The sequence below is a fragment of the Candidatus Poribacteria bacterium genome, assembly GCA_021295755.1.
GTDB lineage: Bacteria > Poribacteria > WGA-4E > WGA-4E > PCPOR2b > PCPOR2b.
Map to the genome: position 1 here is coordinate 1 of JAGWBT010000096.1, position 20,465 is coordinate 20,465.

At 49.9% G+C, this 20,465-nt stretch carries 17 protein-coding genes and 1 pseudogene; 9 read left to right on the forward strand and 9 right to left on the reverse strand.

All coding sequences use genetic code 11. The annotated features are described in order from the left end of the window. Positions 1-30: 30 nt before the first annotated feature. The 3 genes from J4G02_14325 to J4G02_14335 form a co-directional block, all read right to left on the reverse strand. The gene (locus tag J4G02_14325; GenBank protein MCE2395750.1) at positions 31-357 is read right to left on the reverse strand and encodes an antibiotic biosynthesis monooxygenase; all 327 of its coding nucleotides are present in this window, start codon (positions 355-357) and stop codon (positions 31-33) included. Positions 358-573: 216 nt separating this feature from the next. Beyond that, positions 574-996, reverse strand: a complete 423-nt coding sequence (locus J4G02_14330) for an MFS transporter (GenBank protein ID MCE2395751.1) — start codon at positions 994-996, stop codon at positions 574-576. After that, positions 993-1,784 carry an MFS transporter gene (locus J4G02_14335; protein MCE2395752.1) on the reverse strand — a complete coding sequence of 264 codons (792 nt, stop codon included), beginning with the start codon at positions 1,782-1,784 and terminating at the stop codon, positions 993-995. The genes J4G02_14330 and J4G02_14335 overlap by 4 nt, the downstream gene beginning before the upstream one ends. Before the next feature lie 428 nt (positions 1,785-2,212). Between J4G02_14335 and J4G02_14340 the strand changes: the two genes are divergently transcribed. Beyond that, positions 2,213-3,247, forward strand: coding sequence for a zinc-binding alcohol dehydrogenase (locus J4G02_14340; GenBank protein ID MCE2395753.1), 1,035 nt, complete (start codon positions 2,213-2,215; stop codon positions 3,245-3,247). Positions 3,248-3,261: 14 nt separating this feature from the next. Then, positions 3,262-4,437 (forward strand): hypothetical protein, encoded by a 1,176-nt coding sequence (locus J4G02_14345; GenBank protein ID MCE2395754.1) that lies wholly within the window; start codon positions 3,262-3,264, stop codon positions 4,435-4,437. 71 nt (positions 4,438-4,508) lie between these two features. On the opposite strand, the pseudogene J4G02_14350 reads toward J4G02_14345, so the two are convergent. The 3 genes and pseudogenes from J4G02_14350 to folD form a co-directional block, all read right to left on the reverse strand. Continuing rightward, a pseudogene (locus J4G02_14350) lies at positions 4,509-6,499 on the reverse strand (hypothetical protein). A 163-nt stretch (positions 6,500-6,662) separates the two neighbouring features. Then, positions 6,663-7,427: a 3-oxoacyl-ACP reductase FabG gene (locus tag J4G02_14355; protein MCE2395755.1), complete on the reverse strand. Its 765-nt coding sequence runs from the start codon at positions 7,425-7,427 to the stop codon at positions 6,663-6,665. Positions 7,428-7,653: 226 nt separating this feature from the next. Further along, complete coding sequence (gene folD / locus J4G02_14360) at positions 7,654-8,496, reverse strand: bifunctional methylenetetrahydrofolate dehydrogenase/methenyltetrahydrofolate cyclohydrolase FolD (GenBank protein MCE2395756.1); 843 nt, start codon at positions 8,494-8,496, stop codon at positions 7,654-7,656. Between the two features lie 483 nt (positions 8,497-8,979). Between folD and J4G02_14365 the strand changes: the two genes are divergently transcribed. Next, positions 8,980-12,432: a hypothetical protein gene (locus tag J4G02_14365; protein ID MCE2395757.1), complete on the forward strand. Its 3,453-nt coding sequence runs from the start codon at positions 8,980-8,982 to the stop codon at positions 12,430-12,432. Between the two features lie 10 nt (positions 12,433-12,442). On the opposite strand, the gene J4G02_14370 is transcribed toward J4G02_14365, so the two are convergent. The 3 genes from J4G02_14370 to moaD are packed head-to-tail and all read right to left on the reverse strand — an operon-like array spanning position 12,443 to position 13,973. Then, a complete protein-coding gene (locus J4G02_14370) occupies positions 12,443-13,249 on the reverse strand; it encodes a hypothetical protein (GenBank protein MCE2395758.1) in 807 nt (268 codons plus the stop codon). Positions 13,250-13,291: 42 nt separating this feature from the next. After that, positions 13,292-13,726 carry a molybdenum cofactor biosynthesis protein MoaE gene (locus J4G02_14375; GenBank protein MCE2395759.1) on the reverse strand — a complete coding sequence of 145 codons (435 nt, stop codon included), beginning with the start codon at positions 13,724-13,726 and terminating at the stop codon, positions 13,292-13,294. Between the two features lies 1 nt (position 13,727). Continuing rightward, positions 13,728-13,973: a molybdopterin converting factor subunit 1 gene (gene moaD, locus J4G02_14380; protein ID MCE2395760.1), complete on the reverse strand. Its 246-nt coding sequence runs from the start codon at positions 13,971-13,973 to the stop codon at positions 13,728-13,730. A 341-nt stretch (positions 13,974-14,314) separates the two neighbouring features. On the opposite strand from moaD, the gene J4G02_14385 reads away from it, so the two are divergent. From J4G02_14385 to J4G02_14410, 6 genes are all read left to right on the forward strand, one after another. Next, positions 14,315-15,214, forward strand: a complete 900-nt coding sequence (locus J4G02_14385; GenBank protein MCE2395761.1) for an aldo/keto reductase — start codon at positions 14,315-14,317, stop codon at positions 15,212-15,214. Positions 15,215-15,217: 3 nt separating this feature from the next. Next, the gene (locus tag J4G02_14390; GenBank protein MCE2395762.1) at positions 15,218-16,159 is read left to right on the forward strand and encodes a 3-hydroxyacyl-CoA dehydrogenase family protein; all 942 of its coding nucleotides are present in this window, start codon (positions 15,218-15,220) and stop codon (positions 16,157-16,159) included. A gap of 41 nt (positions 16,160-16,200) precedes the next feature. After that, positions 16,201-17,394, forward strand: coding sequence for an exo-alpha-sialidase (locus J4G02_14395; protein MCE2395763.1), 1,194 nt, complete (start codon positions 16,201-16,203; stop codon positions 17,392-17,394). A 46-nt stretch (positions 17,395-17,440) separates the two neighbouring features. After that, the gene (locus J4G02_14400; protein ID MCE2395764.1) at positions 17,441-18,385 is read left to right on the forward strand and encodes a hypothetical protein; all 945 of its coding nucleotides are present in this window, start codon (positions 17,441-17,443) and stop codon (positions 18,383-18,385) included. A 171-nt stretch (positions 18,386-18,556) separates the two neighbouring features. Beyond that, positions 18,557-19,441, forward strand: a complete 885-nt coding sequence (locus J4G02_14405; protein ID MCE2395765.1) for a phytanoyl-CoA dioxygenase family protein — start codon at positions 18,557-18,559, stop codon at positions 19,439-19,441. A 112-nt stretch (positions 19,442-19,553) separates the two neighbouring features. Then, positions 19,554-20,438 (forward strand): three-Cys-motif partner protein TcmP, encoded by an 885-nt coding sequence (locus tag J4G02_14410; protein ID MCE2395766.1) that lies wholly within the window; start codon positions 19,554-19,556, stop codon positions 20,436-20,438. The last annotated feature ends 27 nt before the right edge of the window (positions 20,439-20,465 follow it).

Consider the following 20,465-nt stretch of genomic DNA (forward strand, 5'->3'; position numbering starts at 1 on the left):
AAATCTACCTACCGTTTCCTCATTTAACGGTTACTTTTCTAACTGACCTACAACTTCAAACCGTTCTGACTCCGTAGGCTGCGACCACAACACCGACGCGCCACCCATGATGGCTGCCCGCTCTGGGGAAGCGCGCCAAGCGTCATAGATTTCGTTACTCTCCCAAATCACCAACGAGGTTATTTTTGTTGGGTCAGTGATGGAGACAAGCGTTATCCGACTAATGAATCCGGGGGCTTTACTCTGTGCTAGACCGTTGCGGTCCAAGAGTTCGCGAGCCTCGTCAAACTGTTCCTCATTCGCCCAATGGTGAGTTAATACACCAATCATCATTTCCTCCATTATATTTTGACTCATGTTAAGAAACCGTAGGGAACAACAATCGTTGTTCCTTACTGCTGCATCAATAAACTAATGGTTTTCACGTTTCACGCTCTTAGCGTCTCGTGCTTTCTTTTGACACGAATCTACATTTTTTATCAAATCTTGGGGTCAAAACCCCGCAGTAAAGTTTATCGGTCTCGCATCGCGATCTACGAGACAAAATCGTTTCAGATATCCACAGCCATTATCTCATTTCGTCGTGAAAAACCGCCAAACCGACGTTAGGATTAATACCAGCGAAAAGGCAAGCCCCATTGCGCTCACCGCTACAATTCCTGCCTCGGCAAACATCGCGCCTGTTCCCAAACTGCCTATTCCCGCCGCCAAAGCCACCATCATCTCGCTAGCACCCTGTGCACGACCGCGTTCGACAGGCAATAGACCACTGAAAAACAGCGCAGACCCCGCGATAAAACAGAAATTCCAACCCAGCCCCAGTAAGAAAAGACTAAAAGCAAGCATGGAAACTTGATTGGAAATTGGCGTCAGCACAGCCGAGGCGCCCAGTATCAATGCACCGACGACTACTATTTTTACCGGACCGAAACGGTCTGCCAGACGGCTCGTTAGGCTCGAAAGTCCGTACATCCCCAACGTATGCGCCATTATCACCCACGAAATCGCCTGTGCCCCGTGGGCGTGATGATCATAATCAGCGTCATAACGAACTGGCCGATTATCATGGCTGCGACACCAAGTCTCACTGCCCGGTCAATAAAAATTTGCCACAGCTTTCGTCCGGTGTTCTTCTCGTCTACCGCACTCAGAGCTCCCGACAACGTCCTTCCAATCTTCATGGGATCTGGATATAGCAAGAGAAGGGTCAGCATCAGAGCTAGGGCAGCAAGGGCTACTGATACCAGATAAGGACCAGCGTGGGCATGCAAGCCGAAGGCTGTCGCTATCCAAGTCGAAGGAGATACCAGCAGCGGACCACCTACAGCACCTATAGTCCCCGCGAAAACAATAAGACCAATCACCCCCGCTCGTTTGACCGGGTGATAGACCTCAGCTGCAATAAAACGCGCTTGTTCACTCACCCCGCGTCCCATGCCCATCACCAACACACCAGCGCAGAGCCATGGTAATGACTCCCACATGCTTATTGATAGCACGCAGAGCACTGATCCGGCTGCAGTAAATAAATACCCCAGTGCCAGCCCCGGCCGCCGCCCTATGTGATCCATCAGCCACCCCACAGGGTAGGCAGCAACGGCACGACCCAACATCATCATTGTAGGCGGTAGTCCTGCGGCACGATCTGTTCCACCCAGTTGTGCAGAAATAATCGGCAAGAGTGTAAACGACAAAATCATTGACGCGCTGAATAAACTCTGCGAGATAAACAACGTTGCCGTTACTCGCTGCTGCACCGAACGAGGAATTGTTGCTGTAGACATAAACCCTTTCGTTAAGAACTGGAATTAGGGCAATTCAAACCGGACCACATTTTGGCATTCTGTACTTAGACTTCAGTTGCTGACAATTACCTTTATCAGTAACTTCAAATTATATCTTATCACGTCCCAAATATAGGGTCAATTCTAAAGTGGCATTCTAATTTCCCGGTAGATTTATGGTCGAGTAGAGCCAATTCCGTTGACAACCACCTATGGAATAACTATAATGAAAATCGTTTACTTATGGCACCCCAAATCAGACCTTTGCTCTAATAGCAAGAATGGGATTCGTGCCAATAAATTGGGATTTATATTTGCTCACTCCAAGCCATTTCTATTTTTGGACAGAGCACGTTGTTATGCCCATATAGAAAACTAGTATAGAGAGGGCGGTGACGTGCTTTGACACAATTCAAAAGGATTCAAAAATGCCCAGAGAACTCATTGCTGTTGCACCACGCACACCTGTACTTCGTGAATATGAGGAGCCATCGCTTAACCCCGGAGAAGTGCGAATACGAAGTATCTTTTCCGCTCCCAAGCACGGATCCGAACTTCGCGGCTATCGTGCCGAAACGAAAGACCATACCTCCCCCTTTGAGTGGGAACGACGGATGCATGTCGGAGAAGGGGGTGCCCCGAAATTCCCGTCACGGTTAGGTAACATGACGATCGGCGAAGTGATCGAAGTCGGTGAAGATGTTACACGTTTTCAAATAGGGGATCGTGTTTTCGGACACCTGCCTATCCGCGAGACACACACCGCTAACGAAGATCGTTTAGAGGAAGCCCCGGATAGGATGTCCGCCGAAGCCATCGTGTATTCGGATCCGGCGGGTGTGGCACTCAGCCCGGTGCGGGATGCCAAAATCGGTCTCGGTGACCGTGTAGCGGTGTTTGGGCTTGGAGCGATCGGGCAGATGGCGATGCAGATTGCACGGCTTCAAGGCGCACGGTGGATTGCTGCAACCGACCCAATCCCCATCCGTCGCGAACTTGCCAAACGGCACGGTGCAGATGTGGTTATCGATCCAATTGCCGAAGATGCTGGACTAATCATCAAAGACCTAACAGACAAAGTCGGCGTCGATGTCTCTCTAGAAACAAGTGGCATTTATGGCGCACTAAACGATGCGTTGCGCGCCACAGGTTACATGGGGACCATCGTGTCCTCGGCGTATTACACAGGAGACGCTCGCGCATTAAGCCTTGAAGGGGAGTGGCATCGAAATCGATTGACGATGATTTCGACCCGTGATGTGAGCCAGCCCCTCCCTGGCCATCCGTTGTGGGACACACCGCGGCTGCATGCGGAAGCATTCGCACTGTTGCAGGAAGGGAGACTTTCGGTAGAAGGTTTAGTTTATCCAATTGTCCCGCTTAATGAGTCGGCAGAAGCCTATCGCGACATTGATGAAGCACCGGAGAAAAGTATCAAGCTGGGTGTGGTTTATGAAACCTAAAAGGAGATAGCAAAATGTCTGAGCGCAAAAAGATTGCAGCGATCATTACCGAATACCGTCCGGGGTCGCACGCCGATGTCATCGTCACCAAGTTCCTGAAAGGAATTCCAACGGACGATGGGTTGATTCAACCGCGTGTCGAAATTGCGTCGATGTATGTCGATCAGTTCCCCGAAAATGACCTGAGTCGCGGGTTCGCCGCAGCACATAACGTGCCAATCTATCCGAGTATCGTCAAGGCGTTGACGCTCGGTGGAAGCGAACTCGCTGTCGATGGTGTCCTCCTAATCGGGGAGCATGGCGACTACGCTTGGAACGAAAAAGACCAGCAACTCTATCCGCGCAAATACTTCATGGAACAGATCTGCGGCGTTTTCTCGACAAGCGGTAGAGGTGTCCCCGTTTTTAATGATAAACACCTTTCCTATAACTGGCGCGATGCCAAATGGATGTTTGACCGTGCGGCGCAACTCGGTGCACCGTTCATGGCAGGTTCATCGCTGCCTTTCGGTTATCGCAACCCGTGGTTGGAGCATCCGTTGGAAACCCCAATCACGGAGGCTGTCTCAATCGGCTATTCCGGACTCGATATCTACGGCTTTCATACGCTCGAAACGCTTCAGTGTATGGTCGAGCGGCGCGTTGGGGGCGAAACCGGTGTCGCAGCCGTGACCTGCTTGGAAGGTGATGCGGTATGGGAAGCGGGTAAAGCGGGCGCATGGTGGCGGGAAATCGCAGAAGCTGCTTGTGCACCAATTCAGAATAAACCGTCCGGAGCTATGGAGGATCACTGCGAAAATCCCGCGCTTTTCCTGCTAGAATATCGGGACGGATTTCGCGGCGCTGCCCTAATGCTGAACGGCTATGTAACAGATTTAGCTTACGCGGGACGGGTCGGTGGTGAGATCTACGGATCAGAATTCTATCTACACGGGGATCCACACCCACACTTCAGTTACCTCAGCTTGAACATCGAAGAGATGTTCGTCACCGGGCTCCCTACCTATCCAGTCGAACGGACATTGCTTACATCGGGTGTGCTAGAGGCCGCTTTGGACTCACGCCATCAAGGCTATATCCGACTCGAAACGCCACATCTTGATATCGCATACCGCTCCTACGATTCGATTCCTTGGCGTCCAACGGGACCGCGCCCTGTCGGTGCATCACTGGAACCGTTACCTGAATAATCTCTTTTTGGCATTGGACATCAAAAAGGATTCGTGGTATTTTGCACTAGCGTATGTCAAATGCCACAATCCTACTGAAATGGCACCGGAATCGTCTCACCATGCCACGGGAAGGCGTAGCTTGGATCATTCACAAAGCGCCGTATGCCGACCTCTAGCCTCACAGATGTCGAAGGCGGGAGTTCTACTGCAAAATACTTCCCATCGACTGGGATTTCTTTTTCCGCGTATTCTCGTTCCGACCGGAGCCATCCATAGGGATTTTGGCGCAACTCCTCTTGATTCATCTCTCGATATTTGAGCCCGGCAAACTGATGTTCCCCGAAAGCGCCTGCCTGCACGATGGCGTTTCGGGTTTCAGTGTTGCTGAGATTCACCAACTGGATTCCGACAGCATCTGACCCCAATTTATCGACGAGGGCAGCAACATCTTGCGGCAAGCCGGGGCGAGCGTTGTCGCGATCATAATAGCGCACAGTCGCTCGGAGGGCGCACCCAGCGTGACCTGTGTCAGCCCTTTCGTGAAAACGGGATTCGGCGGAAAGAAGTTTGTTGTAACAATTTCCTCGACAGTACGATCGTCAAGACGAATTTTATCGAAAGCCTCTACCGCCCATCGGTACTCCGCGCTCAGTATCTTCTCGGGCCAATCGGGATTCAACCCATCGTAGTATTGAAAGCGAGCAAATTCTGTCTCACCGCCGTTTTTCTCGCCACCCCTATCTCCAATTTCATTCCAATCGCGCTCGACCTCGCCATCCCGTATCCGCGTGATTAGCTCATAATCTTCGGTGGACATCGACGCATGATACAGGTGGGCAAGCTCCTGCATCCGCCACGGAATCGGACCCGTGTAGACACCTCTCTTGGGTAGAATACCATCGTTTGAAGGACCGACTGGTGGGTCATAACACCAACCATCAGGACCGTATCGCGTCGGCATAATAAGCTGCCCGTCTTCCCGTGTTATTGAATTTTCCAACAGCAACCGAATTTGCGAGCGGAGAAGTTCAAGATAACCGAAGTCACCGGTGAGTAGCAGGGCACATTCCGCAGCGATGGTGAGCGAGTGAAACATGATATTATACCCTTGATAGTGATTCCAGCCATACTGTCCACCCCACCACACACCGTTGCGGTGCTCACCAATCTTTCCGGTAGGTCCCACGTTGTCGGGCATAATCCCGTTATTGCGCCGCATCCGATCCAGCCAAGCTTCCGTATATTCCAATACCCACCGCTTGTACTTCTCATCACCCGTATACAGGTAAGCATTGGTGACGAGTGCGGTAGCACCTAAACTATTAGGAGTGTCGGACTGTAACACCATCTTCTCAAACAGTTCGACAATCTCTTCCCTGCGTTTTGGGTCTTCATACCAATTCAGTTCAAGGTCTTCGACGATTGGATAAAGGCTCGCACGCACACCGTAATAGTTGACCTCCCCGCCTAGAAATCTTCCGGCGAGTAGCATGGTGTTCGCTAAATTCGCATCTGCATGTAATCTCGGTCCCTGACTGGAGTGAAACGGAGATCGGAGGATTTTGTATTCCGGGTCATAATTAGGGGCTTCCGGATCCTCACCGGTAAACATCGCAGCAAATCTCCGTGCCCGGCGGACGTTCTCCGAAACCGTAGGACAAGCAACACCAAAATCGTAGAACGCCATGTTGCCTTCGCCGAGATGATGCCACTCCGTAGATTGCGCCAGATTCCAGAACTCGTTGTGCATCGACGGCCTGAACACTTTTGTGAAATCGTTATGTCGAAGGCGATGATTGAAGCTATCATCGCTGATTCGGGTCGTCGCATTCCAGCCCTGTAGCGCAAGGTTGAGTACGCTCTCATCGGCACCGATGGCGTAGAACAGGCACCAGTTGTAGAACTGCTCATACAAATCGTCAAAGTCCTCGGCGAAGTAAAGCGCACCCCCCGGTTCCGTGTATTTCTTGACCATTATGGGCGCCGCTTCCTCCATGAGGTCGATCAGGTTACGCTCCATTAGTGCCCATCCGGGCGGGGCAGAAATATCGGTTGCCTTGATGGTAACCATTTCAGGCATGGAAACTCCATTTGTGGAAACGCTTGTCGTCATCCTTCACTCCCTGTTTTTGCTCCTTTTGGAGAACGTCTTCCAAATTCGTGATTGGTTGGTCGGAAGCCATGAGAAAATACAAGAAATAGCCGCCGTCTATGTGCCGATTCGTGCTACATCACTGAGTCATCTACCAAGCAACCCAACCGCCATCGACAGCGATAGTTTGTCCCGTCACCCAGTTGGCAGCGTCCGAAGCGAGATACAGCACTGCACCGACAACTTCTTCGACCTCACCAACTCGTCCCATCGGAATGCGACGCACGACATCTTCGTAAAACTCCTTGCGCTTTAGGAGTTCATTCGCTAGTGGTGTCCGTGTAAATGCCGGGGCAACAGTATTCACCGTTACGTTGTGCGGTGCCCACTCGACCGCGAGTCCTTTTGTCAAGGCCACAACTCCACCTTTGCTGCCGGAGTAAATTGTCCGTAACGGACCGCCCACCAGCGCCATCGTCGAAGTGATGTTAATAATCTTCCCGCTTTCTCGTTCGATCATCGGTTTCACAAGCGCCTGCGTGAGAAAAAATAACCCCTTGAGATTCAAATCGTAAACAGTGTCCCAATCGTCTTCTGTCACCTCAAGCGCAGGCTTCGGGCGGTTCGTACCAGCGTTATTGACAAGGACATCAACCCGTCCCCAGACATCGATCGCCTCTTGTGCACCGCGCTCAATTTCATCCATTTTGCTCGCATCGAAAACAACCGGTTCAGCCTTACCGCCCGCTGCCCGTATCTCTTCCGCAACCTCTTCGAGATCCGAGAGCGTCCGGCTATTCAGAATTACATCAGCACCCATCTGTGCCGCGGCGAGTGCGAGACCTCGACCAATGCCTTTACCCGCACCTGTAACCAACATCACCTTACCGTTAAGATCAAATCCGGGAAATGCCATAATAAACCTCCACTTTTTGTATAATGTTAGAACTTACGCACCTCAGTCGGGAATCGGAACTCCCTCCTACTAATCTAACCGTAGGCGGGGCGTCCCCGGTCACGGGATCCTCTCGGACTTGCCCCGCAACATTTTGTCGGGAATTGGGATTCTCTTTTACTGCGTAAGTCCCAAATGTGTGATCTGTAATTTCGAGAATTGAATTCCCCTATGTGAATTGATAAACCTATTTCTCTTTCTGAGCTAGAGCTAATTCTAATGTGTTTTCTAGTAACATTGCGCGTGTCATCGGACCGACGCCACCGGGGACAGGTGTGATAAAACCGGCGACCTCCTTGACACCCTCATAATCAACATCACCCACAAAGCCACCTTCAGTAATAGTAATTCCCACGTCAATCACAACCGCCCCCGGTTTTACCATGTCTGCTGTAGTCAACTTAGGTCTGCCGACTGCCGCAATCAAAATGTCCGCTTGCTGGGTCTCCGATGAGAGGTCGCGAGTCCTCGTGTGACAGTAGGTAACTGTCGCATTGCGGTTGAGAAGCATCAACCCAACAGGCTTGCCAACCAGACTGCTGCGCCCCACACAAACGGCACGACTCCCTTCAATCCCCACACCGGTTGATTCAATGAGGCGGATAATCCCTGCCGGTGTACACGGAACAGTCTGTTCACGGTTGATGAGAAGATTACCTAAGTTCATAAGAGTCAGACCGTCGGCGTCCTTTTCAGGAATAATTGCGTTGATAATGGCATCCCCATCAATTGAATCAGGAACAGGCATTTGAGCGATAATTCCGTGTATATCCTCACGATTGTTCAGCGCGTGAATTTGCTCTATGACCGCTGCCTGCGGTGTCTCCGCCGGCATTCGATGCACCTCCGAATGAAAGCCAACATACTGACAGTCTTTCTCCTTGTTGCTGACATAGACGGTCGAAGCGGGATCGTCTCCAACTTGTACCACCGCAAGTCCGGGGGTAAATTTGAGCTTCTTCACTTGGCGTCGAATTTCGCGCCGAACAGATCTGGCGAGCTGTTTTCCATCAATAATCTTTGCTCCAATTTCATCGGGTTCCAAGGCAACTGGCAATCGTAAATCCTCCTCGTCGAGTGATGTGGTCTTTTCAAAAATGCGATTTCCGTTCAAAATTGTTGCTGAAGTTTGCAGCGCGTTATTATATCATATCTTGTACCGTGTATCTATCATTTCTGCAATGTAGAGGTAGATTATGGTGAATTAGAGAAATAAGTGGACATTTCCCAAAGTCCCCCTCTTCCCCCCTGATAAGGGTGTGGGTACAGATTTTCTAATCTGTACATGTGCATCGGCAGTGTATAAGTAATTCTATAATCTACCATAGTTTGTCCGCCTATCAGACATTTTCCGCAACGCAGCAAAGATTGAAAACTTGAAGAAAGAAAAGTATCACGTAAACAAAAAGATAACCAGGCAAGTTAGACTCGAAAAATATCAATGTAACTCTTAATCTAAAGGCTCTGACTACTTCTTTTCTATCACACCTCTTCTGGCTCCCGGTATCTCTTCATGGGGAAACTTCTGGCAACGGCGCATTTCTTACTCATTGGCATTCTCATTTCCGTGTCCTACGCCGCAGAATCCGAGCGCGATCCGCTCCAATTACCGCCCCTTTCCCTTTTGCAGAAAACCGAATCTTTTCGATTCAAAGACCTGCCCGACCCTTTTATTCTCAAGCATTGGCCCCCCATCCGCGATAGCGAGCATATAACAATTAACGGTGCGAAACTCACCAAGAACTTGGATTACCTCATCGATTACGGTGCGGGAACGGTCAGGTTACTGAAAGACTACCCACCCGAAACCACCGTTCAAATTACCTATAAAGCCTTGCCCTTTGAAATTAAAAAGGGGTATAAACGAGACCTCTTTCGACAAGAGCAGCCGTTGGAACAACCGCCCAGTGAACTCAAACTTGAACCCCGTACAGATTTGACCCGACAACGTCCGCCAGAGTCAGTGCTGCCTCCGGTGCAGGTAACAGGAACTCAGACATTCGGCGTCTCGGCGGGCAGCAAGAGATCGCTGTCCCCGGAACACGCCTTGCGAATTAGCGTTGATGGCAAAGTCTCAGAGAACATCAGCGTCACAGCGCTCCTTTCAGATCAAGATCTGCCCATCCAACCCGAAGGCACAACCGAAGATATTCAGGATATTGATCAGAAACTCATCCGCATCACAAGCCCAAACGTCACAGGGCTGTTGGGCGATTTTGAGGGATCGCTCGGCGATACGGATATATTCTTTAACCGTGCGCTAGAGGGGGTGCAGGTCTCAGGAGATTTCAAGTGGGGAAAATTCAATCTTATACCGAGTGCCATCCCCAAGGGACAGTCTGCTAGTAAGACAATTAGGGGTGAAGAGGGGCGTAGCGAATATCGCATTGACGTCGAGGGTGAGTTTGTCATCGTGAAAGCGGGAACTGAAATTGTTTGGTTGAACGGTCAACGCATGCGGCGTGGAGAAAACAATGACTACGTAATCCGCGACTACGGCGATCCAATTATTGAATTCACAAGCAAACACTTAATCACAAGCAACGACATTATCCGTATCGATTTTGAATATATCCCCGAAGACTTGGCGTATCAGCGAAACCTGCAAGGCGTCAGCGGCTCGCTGAATCTGCCCGGCGGGCGTGTTACGGTTGGATTCGGATATGCTGTTGAATCAGATCTAAATGATCCGGAAAATGCGTTTATCATTATAGATGAACAGGAGTTTGAGGAGCTCCAGAGAAACGAGTTGGACGCGGACGGGGATGGAAATCTTCTCATCGCTCCACAACGACGCACCGTGTGGGATATTAACGGACGCCTCGATCTCACCGAAAGTCAAAGTTTTCTCCAACACGCCCCGACACTGGAAGGACAGATCGCCTTCGGTGCATTGGATCGAAACACTTTCTCCAACCAAGATCGTAAAACACTGAGTCGGGCTTGGAAACTCCTCGCCAATTCATCAACCGAGAAACTGCTGTTGAATCTGGAGCTGCGATCTCTTGATGCGGACTTCGTACCTGTCGGCGCATCAAGTACCAACCGCACACGGTTCCGATACGAAGAGCAGTACACCAATGAACAGTTCGACGACCTGTACCTATTGGGTGATTTAGGTCCAGTCCAACCACCCGATGAGAAGTCCGTGGATCTCGACCTACAAGTAAAGCCGGTAAATTGGCTCAAACTCGATTACGGCTTAGGACGCACAGAGGAGCGTTTCAAGAAATTAGCAAATCAGCAAAATTTCAACGGTTCCGATACAGTTACCCTACTCGACGATGTTACCCTGCGTAACAACCTGAACGGCGGATTTGATTTCAATCCACGGGAAGGACTGATGAAACGTCCATACCTCCCCCGCTTCAGAGGCGACTATCGAAGAAGCACCTCGAAAGTCAGAGGGCAGGACCAATTCCGCAAAGCACGGAGCCACGGACAACTCTCCCAGCGCATTCGCCTGCTCAATCTAAACGCCTCCATCGAGCAGCTGGAAGCGATCGATCTCGATTTCGATGATAATGTGAACCTCAACCGAAAACGGAATATTTCAACAGCGCGACTCGATCTTGTCGATTTTCGATGGGTGTCAGTTAACACAAAATACGCAATCGAAAGGGCTTTCAACAAAGAACCCCTGCTCACCGTTGATGGAAAGGCATTAGGTTTCTCGGATTGGCAGCAGGCGACGAGCGCGAGGACCTGGACGGTGGGGCTCTTTTCTCAACCGCGTAAGTGGGCAAATATCTCGACAAATATCTCCCGGCGGGTGTTCAAAGCGGAGCGAGGAGCAAGCTCCGACTCAAGGACGCAGTTAGCGGATATCGAAATGCGCCTCACGCCATTCAACCGAGCGTTGGACGGACAACTCACCTATGAACTCGACAAGAAGTTGGCAACAGAACGACGCGAAATTTTCACAAATATCAATCCATTCACAGGGCGAGAAATCAAGCCGGGTGAGGGGCATTATGTCAAAATTGACGATCTGCATTACCGCGAAGATTTCGAGGAGGGAGACTATATCAAGTTCATCCAGAATGTCGAGGACAAACCCGTTTCTGCAATTGATACAAAGCTGAGCCTACGTTTTCAGCCCCGCCGCTTCACGTCGCGTCGGAGGGGTGACATAACCACTAGGTCCAAACAACCCGAAACTCAGAGTAACCTAGTATGGTTGGCAAACGCTATTCGCGGTCAGGCTGTTATCAATATAACCGAAGAACAGGAAGATCCGGATCCATCAAGCCTCTATCTGTTGCGTAATCTGCGAAACGAACGCACAATTTTTGGGCGAATCAACCAGCGATATCGACTCGACTTTTCTCCTTCACCGCTATTGAGTCTGGACCTCGGATATGATACCAATCGTCTCCTCAACAAACGGATTAATAACAGGGAGCGACGACGACATAGCCGCGATTGGGAGGTGGATTTCACGCTGAATCCAACATCGAAACTCTCACTCAAGGCAAGATGGGAACAGCGTCAGGAAGAGGAGCAGTTTACTGAACTCGGTCCAGAGGGGAACGCGTCAGAAGCAATTTCCGATCTGACGCAGTTTGAACGCACAAATGCGCTTGAAGTCAACTATGAACTCAGCCGTATTTTACAGCTTGGCGTTGCTGGCATCCACGAAGCTACTGCCGATCGTGAACATCTTGATGATACGCCGGAAGCCCGAACCCGAACTTTCTCGTTGGAAACTCGACTGACCTATTCCTTTATCAGCAAAGGACGGTTTGACTTTACCTATAGGCTCAGCCACGGAAACAGCGAAGGCGGCATCCCCTTTACGCGATATAACTTCTATGAAGGGGTGAGCCATGAAGTCCGTACCACTGCGGATTATAAAATTCGGAAGGTGACAGATCTGTTGCTACGATTCAATTATCGACTGCTTTCAACAAAACAGACCAAACCGGAGCACCGGGTGGGAATGGAGGTCGTGGCAGAATTATAGGGCGGTTCAACTAAAGTCGAAAATCAACAGAAGATACAATTTTATCATAGACAGGCACATATGTATCGTATTGGTCGGTTGGTGCCCAGAACAAAAGCCGAAAGACAAAGCGGTTACCTTCTAACCGCCCTATAAAAAAGGACTGTTTGGCTTTGTTCTCAACATGGTCGAAGATGTGCTTTTCCATGAATTCTGGGATTTTGCCGTTAGGTGCGATTTCCCAGAAATAACCGCGCTGTCGATCCTGAGAGAAGATTTGTCCTTCATTGATCAACTCATGTCCCTCATAATTCGCATCCCAAATGGACATGAATTGTTTCAAGAGGGCAACTGCAATCTCCTTGGAGGAATCGAAGTCAGTTACGCTCTGCACTTCAATGAAAACATAGATAAAAGGGATACGGTTTTCAAATGCCTTCGGCAGGGTATCAACGAAATCCGCCTCTGAACTCGGTTGCATGAATAGAAGGGGAATTGAATCGTTAAAGACCTGATGCAAAGCGGTTTCCCCTTCATCTGATATAACACGATACAGCGAGAAAGGTAAGGGAGCCCAGCTTTCAAGATTCTCATCCGGTCCCCCTTTTGTGACTGCGCTAGTCACTTTTTTAACAGTCCAATCATCAACAGGCAGGTTAGAGATTTTGAACAACCTTTTATCTCGGTATGTATCGCCATCCAGCCCGAAGGTAAGTTCAGGTCCCTTCTCTACAGTTGGGGCGGGGGAAGCCTCTGTGTCATCACCGCCGCACCCTGCGATAAAGATACTCACTATCAGCCCACCAACAGCGATGAAAATCCTTAATTTCATGTCCATTGTCTTGCCCCCTTTCTGCACCTTGATTCTCAAGTATGAGCCTCAGGCTTTCGACTGAAAGAAAACGGGATCGGGCTTGACCCATTCCTCCTCGCCATCTGCCCAGACTTCGCGTTTCCAGATCGGCACAATTTGCTTGAGCCGATTCATCGCATAATGGCATGCCTCAAATGCCTCTTTACGATGCGGAGAGGCGACAGCCACCGCAACACTGACTTCACCAATCTCTAATCGTCCCACGCGATGAATCATGGCAACACGGTCTAGTCCCCACTTTTCGTGAATTTCTTGTGCAATTTCCGCCATCTTCTTTTCTGCCATCGGTGGATAGGCTTCATATTCGAGATAGGAGACCTCCCGGCCTTCCGTGTTGTTGCGCACAACACCTAAGAAGTGGACAATCGCCCCCGCATCCTCCGCTTCGACCGCACGAATCACATCTCCTAATTCGATATCTTCACTGGTAATCTTAAACATCTTAACCTCCAGTCACCGGTGGAATGAAGGCGACCTCATCGCCATCAGAAAGTTCGCTATCTGGCGTGGCATACTCCCAATTAACAGACGTTTGCATCACATCGTAGTATTCTGCGATTTCGGGCCATTCTGCCTCAAGGCGGTCCAGAATAACCCTCACGGTTGCTCCCTCTGGCAGGTCCATATCTTCTTCGTCTCTGTCCAACTCTTCATGCAAAACTGCAAAATATTTAACTTTAACTTTCATCGTCTCTCCAACGAAACTCGTAATGTCTAAAACATAAAATGAAATAAGAAACGTCTACTCAAAATTATTCAATATTATACCCCAACGCAGATTTGAATACAAAAGAAATCCACCGGACTTCAAGTGTATCGCGATATGGAATAATATACTTTTCGTCTCAGATATGATAAGATGGATATGGGAACGATTGAAATCAATCCCGTAGATCCTGATTCAGAGGGAAAGCCGCACGGATTTTCTTTCGCATAAAAACCGACGGTGTGCTAAAATGCTTGGGGCTTAGATTTAACCCAAAAATACATTATCGGATCCTTGATTAGACTCTTGCAGGAGGCGAACAGATGGAAAAACGACAATTGGGAAAAGATGGAGATCATGTATCTGTAATCGGTTTCGGGGCTTGGCCCATCGGCGGAGCGATGGGTGCAGTTGATGAAGGAGCAGCAATCGCCACAGTGCACGCAGTGCTTGACCACGGAATAACACTCATTGATACCGCACAATCATACCGTGTATCGGAGACAATCATCGGTAAGGCGTTAAAGGACGGACGACGGGCGCGGGTTTTTCTTGCCACGAAGGTCAGTCGGGATTATTCGCCGGACGGCATCCGGAGTGCGATGGAGAATAGCCTCCGTGCTTTACAAACAGACCATGTAGACCTCTATCAGATTCATGGCTGGAATCCACAGTACCCGGTTGATGAAAGCATGGAGATGATGGAAAAGTTACGTCAAGAGGGCAAGACACGCTACATCGGTGTCTCCAACTTCAATGTTGAGCAGATGGAACTCGCCGCCCAAACCGCACCTTTTCATTCACTTCAGCCGCGCTATAACCTACTCGACCGTGAGATTGAGGCGGAAACAGTGCCTCACTGTGAGGCGCATGGCATCGGCCTCCTCCCACACAGTCCATTAGCCAAGGGATTACTGACAGGTAAATACACACCAGACCATCAATTTCCGGCAGACGATGAACGTTCAGGGATGACCCGATTCCAAGGGGAAGAATTTCGGCGCAACTTGGCGACAGCAGAAAAACTGCAAGCCATCGCTCAAGAACGGAATCTCACGCTCATTCAGTTAGCAATTGGCTGGCAGTTGCGGCTTTCGGGGATCACCTGTGTCCTCGTCGGTGCAAAAACACCTGAACAGGTCGCCGAGCATGTCGGGGGACAGGGTTGGCAATTTACAGATGCAGAATTGCAGGCAATCGAAACAGTGCTGGCGGGGGAATAAAGCATGAATATTGAAGGTATTAAAAAGGTTGGTATCGTCGGCGCGGGCACAATGGGGGCAGGTGTCGCGGAAATCTTCTCACAATTTGGCTACACTGTTATTCTGTACAATAGAAGCAAGGCGGGGATGCAGCGCGCCTTGGACCGCCTCCAATCAAAGGTCGCCATAGCCCCTGCGCCAATCGAGAAAGAGACAGATGTTGTAGGAGCAAAAATTCACACCACCCATGATTTAACAGGGCTTGCACAGGTCGACCTCATCTCGGAATCGATTGCTGAAAATCTGGAGGTAAAACAGGAAATCTTTCGGAAACTAGATAAAATCTGCGACGCAAACACACTCTTCACAACAAATACTTCGGGATTAAGCATCTCGCAGATTGCTACAGCCGTTTCCCACCCTGAGCGATTTGCAGGAGTGCACTTCTTCAATCCGCCCGAAATCGTCCCGGCGGTAGAAGTTATCAAAGGAGCAGAAACCTCCGATGCGACCTGTACAGTCCTAATTGATCTGTTGAAGCTGATGAAAAAGCAGCCAATTCTGGTACAGAAAGATGTCCCTGGATTTGTCGCCAGCCGCCTCCAGTTTGCCGTTGTGCGCGAAGCGTTACATCTTGTCGAGGAAGGGATCGCATCACCCGCCGACATCGATGCAGTGATGAAACATGGATTGGGATTACGCTGGGCATTGCTCGGTCCCTTAGAGATTGCGGATCTTGGAGGACTTGATATTTTCAACACAGTTGGAAGCTACGTAGCCAAATCTATGAGCAACGCAACCGATTCTCCGAAAGTGCTTCAGGATTTAGTCGCAGCGGGGAAATTAGGTGCAAAGAGCGGTTCCGGATTCTACGACTATCCACCGGGAAAGGCAGACGCACTCATCACGGAACGGGATGAGAGGTTGCAGGAGATACTTAGAATAAAATCGCGCGATCCCTCGTAAATTAGCAAGTCCCACATAATTTGTTGGGCAGGATGGTACATATGGCAATCGAAAAATTCACCATTACACGGAACGATGACATTTATGAATGCTTCCCCTACATTTGCCGCTCCCGAACCGGCAGGATCATTCTGACCTATCGCGAAAGCAACGGTCACGTCGCCAGTGATTTTTGCCGCTTAATCGTTCGAGTCAGCGACGATGCAGGACACACGTGGTCAGAGCCGCAGGTGATTCGCGATGAAGATAAATCGACCGGTGTCTTGACAACGTGGAACTGCCCCAAAATACAGCAACTTAAAGACGGGCGGATTCTGTTGCTCTGCGATACCTATCTTTTTCCGCCGGGTGAATGGGGCGAAGGGGAAGCGAACTGTCACATTGTGCTCTGGTTCAGCGATGACGATGGGGAAAGTTGGTCGGATCCGATCCCAACCGCGGTCAAAGGTATCTGCCCGGACATAGTTACGGAGATGGACGATGGCCGGTGGCTGCTTCCGAGCAACGTCACCAATCTGAAAACTGGACAGAGTATCCAAAATATCACAACAAGTCGCGATGAGGGACAGACATGGGATGCTCCACTGACTATCTTCGACAATCCCGATTACGGGCTCGGCGAAGCCACCATCGTGCCTTGTCCCGATCGAGAATTGGTCGTCTACCTGCGAGAGGATTTGGGACAACCATTACAAAAAATGATTTCTAAGGATGGCGGTTACCGGTGGGACGGTCCTTACGACACCTTAAACCCAGCCGCCCACGGGATGCCGGTCGCAGGTCTCACGCAAGACGGGTTTATGTTAATCACCGGGCGTTTTGGGTTGCACTCTTGTTGGCGCGTTGACATGTCAGCGGAGACTTGGGGGGAACGGTTGGCACGACGAACCATTGTTATCCCAAGAGTACCCGCTAACGAAGCGTTCATCGCTCGTAGACAACCGGGACCTAGTGAGTTAGCAACAGATGATGAGGTAATTGTCGCTGCAGGCGGTTCATCGGTGCACACCTTTGCGTTTCTGGAGCCACTGGAGAGCGCGCTCAATCCGGATAAAGCAACCCAAAAAGGTTTGCTGCTTCCCCTAGACCTCGACGCCAATAACCTCGGTGCCGATAGCGGTTATGCCGCTTGGGTCGAGTACGAGCGGGGAAAATTCTTAGCCGTCAACTACATCAACGACGACGCACCGATGGCACAGATTCGTGGGTATCGGTTCGGTTTGGAGGATTTCTGAGATCTGTGCAAGATTAGAAACGACACACATGTAAGGGAGGAAAAGTATGGCAACGAAACTTGGTAGTGAAGATTATATCTATGAGGAATTAGCGGATTGGGCAAAATTGCCCGAAGGTTGGAGTTTTAAGGAGGTTGCCGATGTCGTGGTGGATGCCCAAGACCGCGTCTATGTATTCAATCGCGGCGAACATCCCATGATAATCTTTGAGCAGGATGGCAGCTTTGTCACCTCATGGGGAGAGGATCTGTTTAGCCGTGCTCACGGGGCTACTGTAGGTCCCGATGGAATGCTGTATTGCGTGGATGACGGCGATCACTCAATCCGAAAATGTACCCTTGATGGCGAAGTCTTGATGACTATCGGCACACCCGGCGAACCCGCGCCAGCTCACAGTGGACAACCTTTTAACCGTCCTACCAAGGTAGCCTTTGATCCCAAAACCGATGAGCTCTACATCTCGGACGGATACGGTAATGCCAGAGTGCATAAGTATTCTCCCGACGGGGAGCATCTTTTCTCTTGGGGCGAGTACGGAACCGATCCGGGGCAGTTCAACTTAGTGCACAGCGTCTGCACCGACAGCAATGGGGTGGTATATATCGCCGACCGGGAGAGTCACCGTGTCCAGATATTCGATGAGGACGGCCGCTATCTAGGCCAATGGAATAATCTGCACCGCCCCTGTGGACTGCACATCGAAGACGACTTGGTCTACATCGGTCAAGTGCCTACCCAGCTTGAGGTGAACGCCGACTATCCCAACATTGGCGGATGCGTCACCATTCACGACCTCAACGGTCACCGTCTAGCCCGATTGGGCGATGTGTGGCGTGGAGAGGGACCCGGACAATTTATCTCGCCTCACGGCATAGCAATCGATTCGCACGGAGACATATACGTGGGAGAGGTCTCCTTTGCCGCCTATGGCCGACATCTTTCTCCACCTAGAGAAGTTCGCAGCTTCCGCAAGTTGGTCAGAGTCCATTAAAAAGAAATGCAGATCGTGTTTAAAATCACGTAGGACTTACGCAGCGAACTGTAGGCGGCGCATCTTGCCCCGCGCCAGCTGTGCTGAAATGTGTAAGTCTGTAGCCAGGGCACTTGTCCCCCGCTGAAATGCGTAAATCCTATCATTATCACCTGAATCCGGAGGAACACGATGAAGTTGACAACTGGACAGATTGAGGAATTTCACACATGCGGTGTCCTCATCGCCAAGAATGTCCTCACCGATGAGGACTTGCAGCCGGTAATCGACGAAATATGCGAATTCATCGATCGCCGGGCAATCGAACTAAAGGTAGAGGGAAAAATCCAAGACCTGTGTGAAGATGAGCCGTTTGAAACTCGCTACGGACGCCTATTCGCACAATGCAAAGAGATTGGTAATGGGCTTGACATCATGAACTACCGGGGCAAAGCGGTCTTTGAATTTCTGCACAACAAAAACCTACTCGATGTCATCGAATCGCTCGTTGGACCAGAAATCATCTGCAACCCGATTCAACACCTGCGACCCACTCCCCCGATCCGTTACTATGAGGACAGCAACCCCGCTTCGCATGTTGGACCCCTACACCAAGACGCCGGGGTTATCATGCCGGACGCGGAAGGCTCAGACATCATTACCTGCTGGCTGCCGTTGGGAGATGCGACCGCCGAAATGGGGTGTCTGGAGGTTTTGCCCGGCGTAGTCAAAAAAGGGTATCTACGGCATCGACCCGAAGGTGGGACCACCATCTATCCCGAAGACCTGCCAGCGGTTGACCCAGTGCCAATGGAATGCTACAAGGGCGATCTCGTACTGATGAGCCGCTTCACACCACATCGTGGGATGCCCAACCGCTCAGACAAGTGCCGTTGGTCAATGGATTTGCGCTACCACCCGATCGGTCAACACACCGGTCGCACAGGACACCCGGACTTTGTCGTGCGCAGCCAACGCGATCCGGAGAGTGTGATGCACGATCATGACGAGTGGTGCCACCTCTGGATTGACGCCTTTGAGAATCCGAAGGGTGTGGTTATGCACAGATCGGATTGAGATTGCATCTGCATAATCCTTGGGGCATGGTTTATTATCAGTAGATTCCCAAGACACCGTCTTTAGTATTTGCAATACTTAACTATTGTATAGTATAATATAGGATATTACCATGAACGATAGTTCATTCTTCGATGAATCGACAGAGCAATCTCAGGTAAAATCCAGAATTGTTGAGAAATATTTCTGGGCTTGGGCAAAGGTAATCACAAGCTGGACTCGTAGACAAGATAACAAAATTGGATATATAGATCTGTTTGCGGGTCCAGGACGATACGAAGATGGATCAAAATCTACGCCAATCCTTGTATTGGAGAGAGCAATAGGGGAAGAAAACATACGGGATAAGCTAGTAAGTGTGTTCAACGATCTTAATCAAGACTATACTGAATCGCTTCAAAGTGCCATTGATTCAATTCTAGATATTGGAAATCTCAGACATGAACCGATTGTCATAAATGAAGAAGTGGGTGAGAAAATTGTCGAGATTTTTGAACAGATGAACACAATATCCACTTTATCCTTCGTGGACCCTTGGGGCTATAAAGGGTTATCACTGCGACTTATCAGCTCTTTTTTGGGTGGTTGGGGTTGTGATTGCATCTTCTTCTTTAATTACAACCGAATCAATATGGGGATCAACAATCAGGCCGTTAAAGAACACATGGATGCGCTTTTTGGCGAAGAACGGGCAGATGAACTCCGTGCTCAGTTGTTAGATATGAATCCCCATGAACGCGAATTGACTATTGTAGAAGCGATTAGTCAAGCACTCAAAGAAGAAGGTGGAGAGTATGTTTTGCCATTCTGCTTCAAAACTCAGGATGGTCGTCGTTCCAGCCATCACCTGATTTTTGTTTCTAAGCATATCAGAGGCTACCAAATCATGAAGGAGATCATGGCAGGGGAAAGTTCGACCACTGCACAAGGTGTGCCGTCATTTGAGTTTGACATACTCCCAAACCTAAAGGATTGGGATTCTCCCCCGTTCCTTTAAGAATTAGAATTGCGCTATCAACAAGGA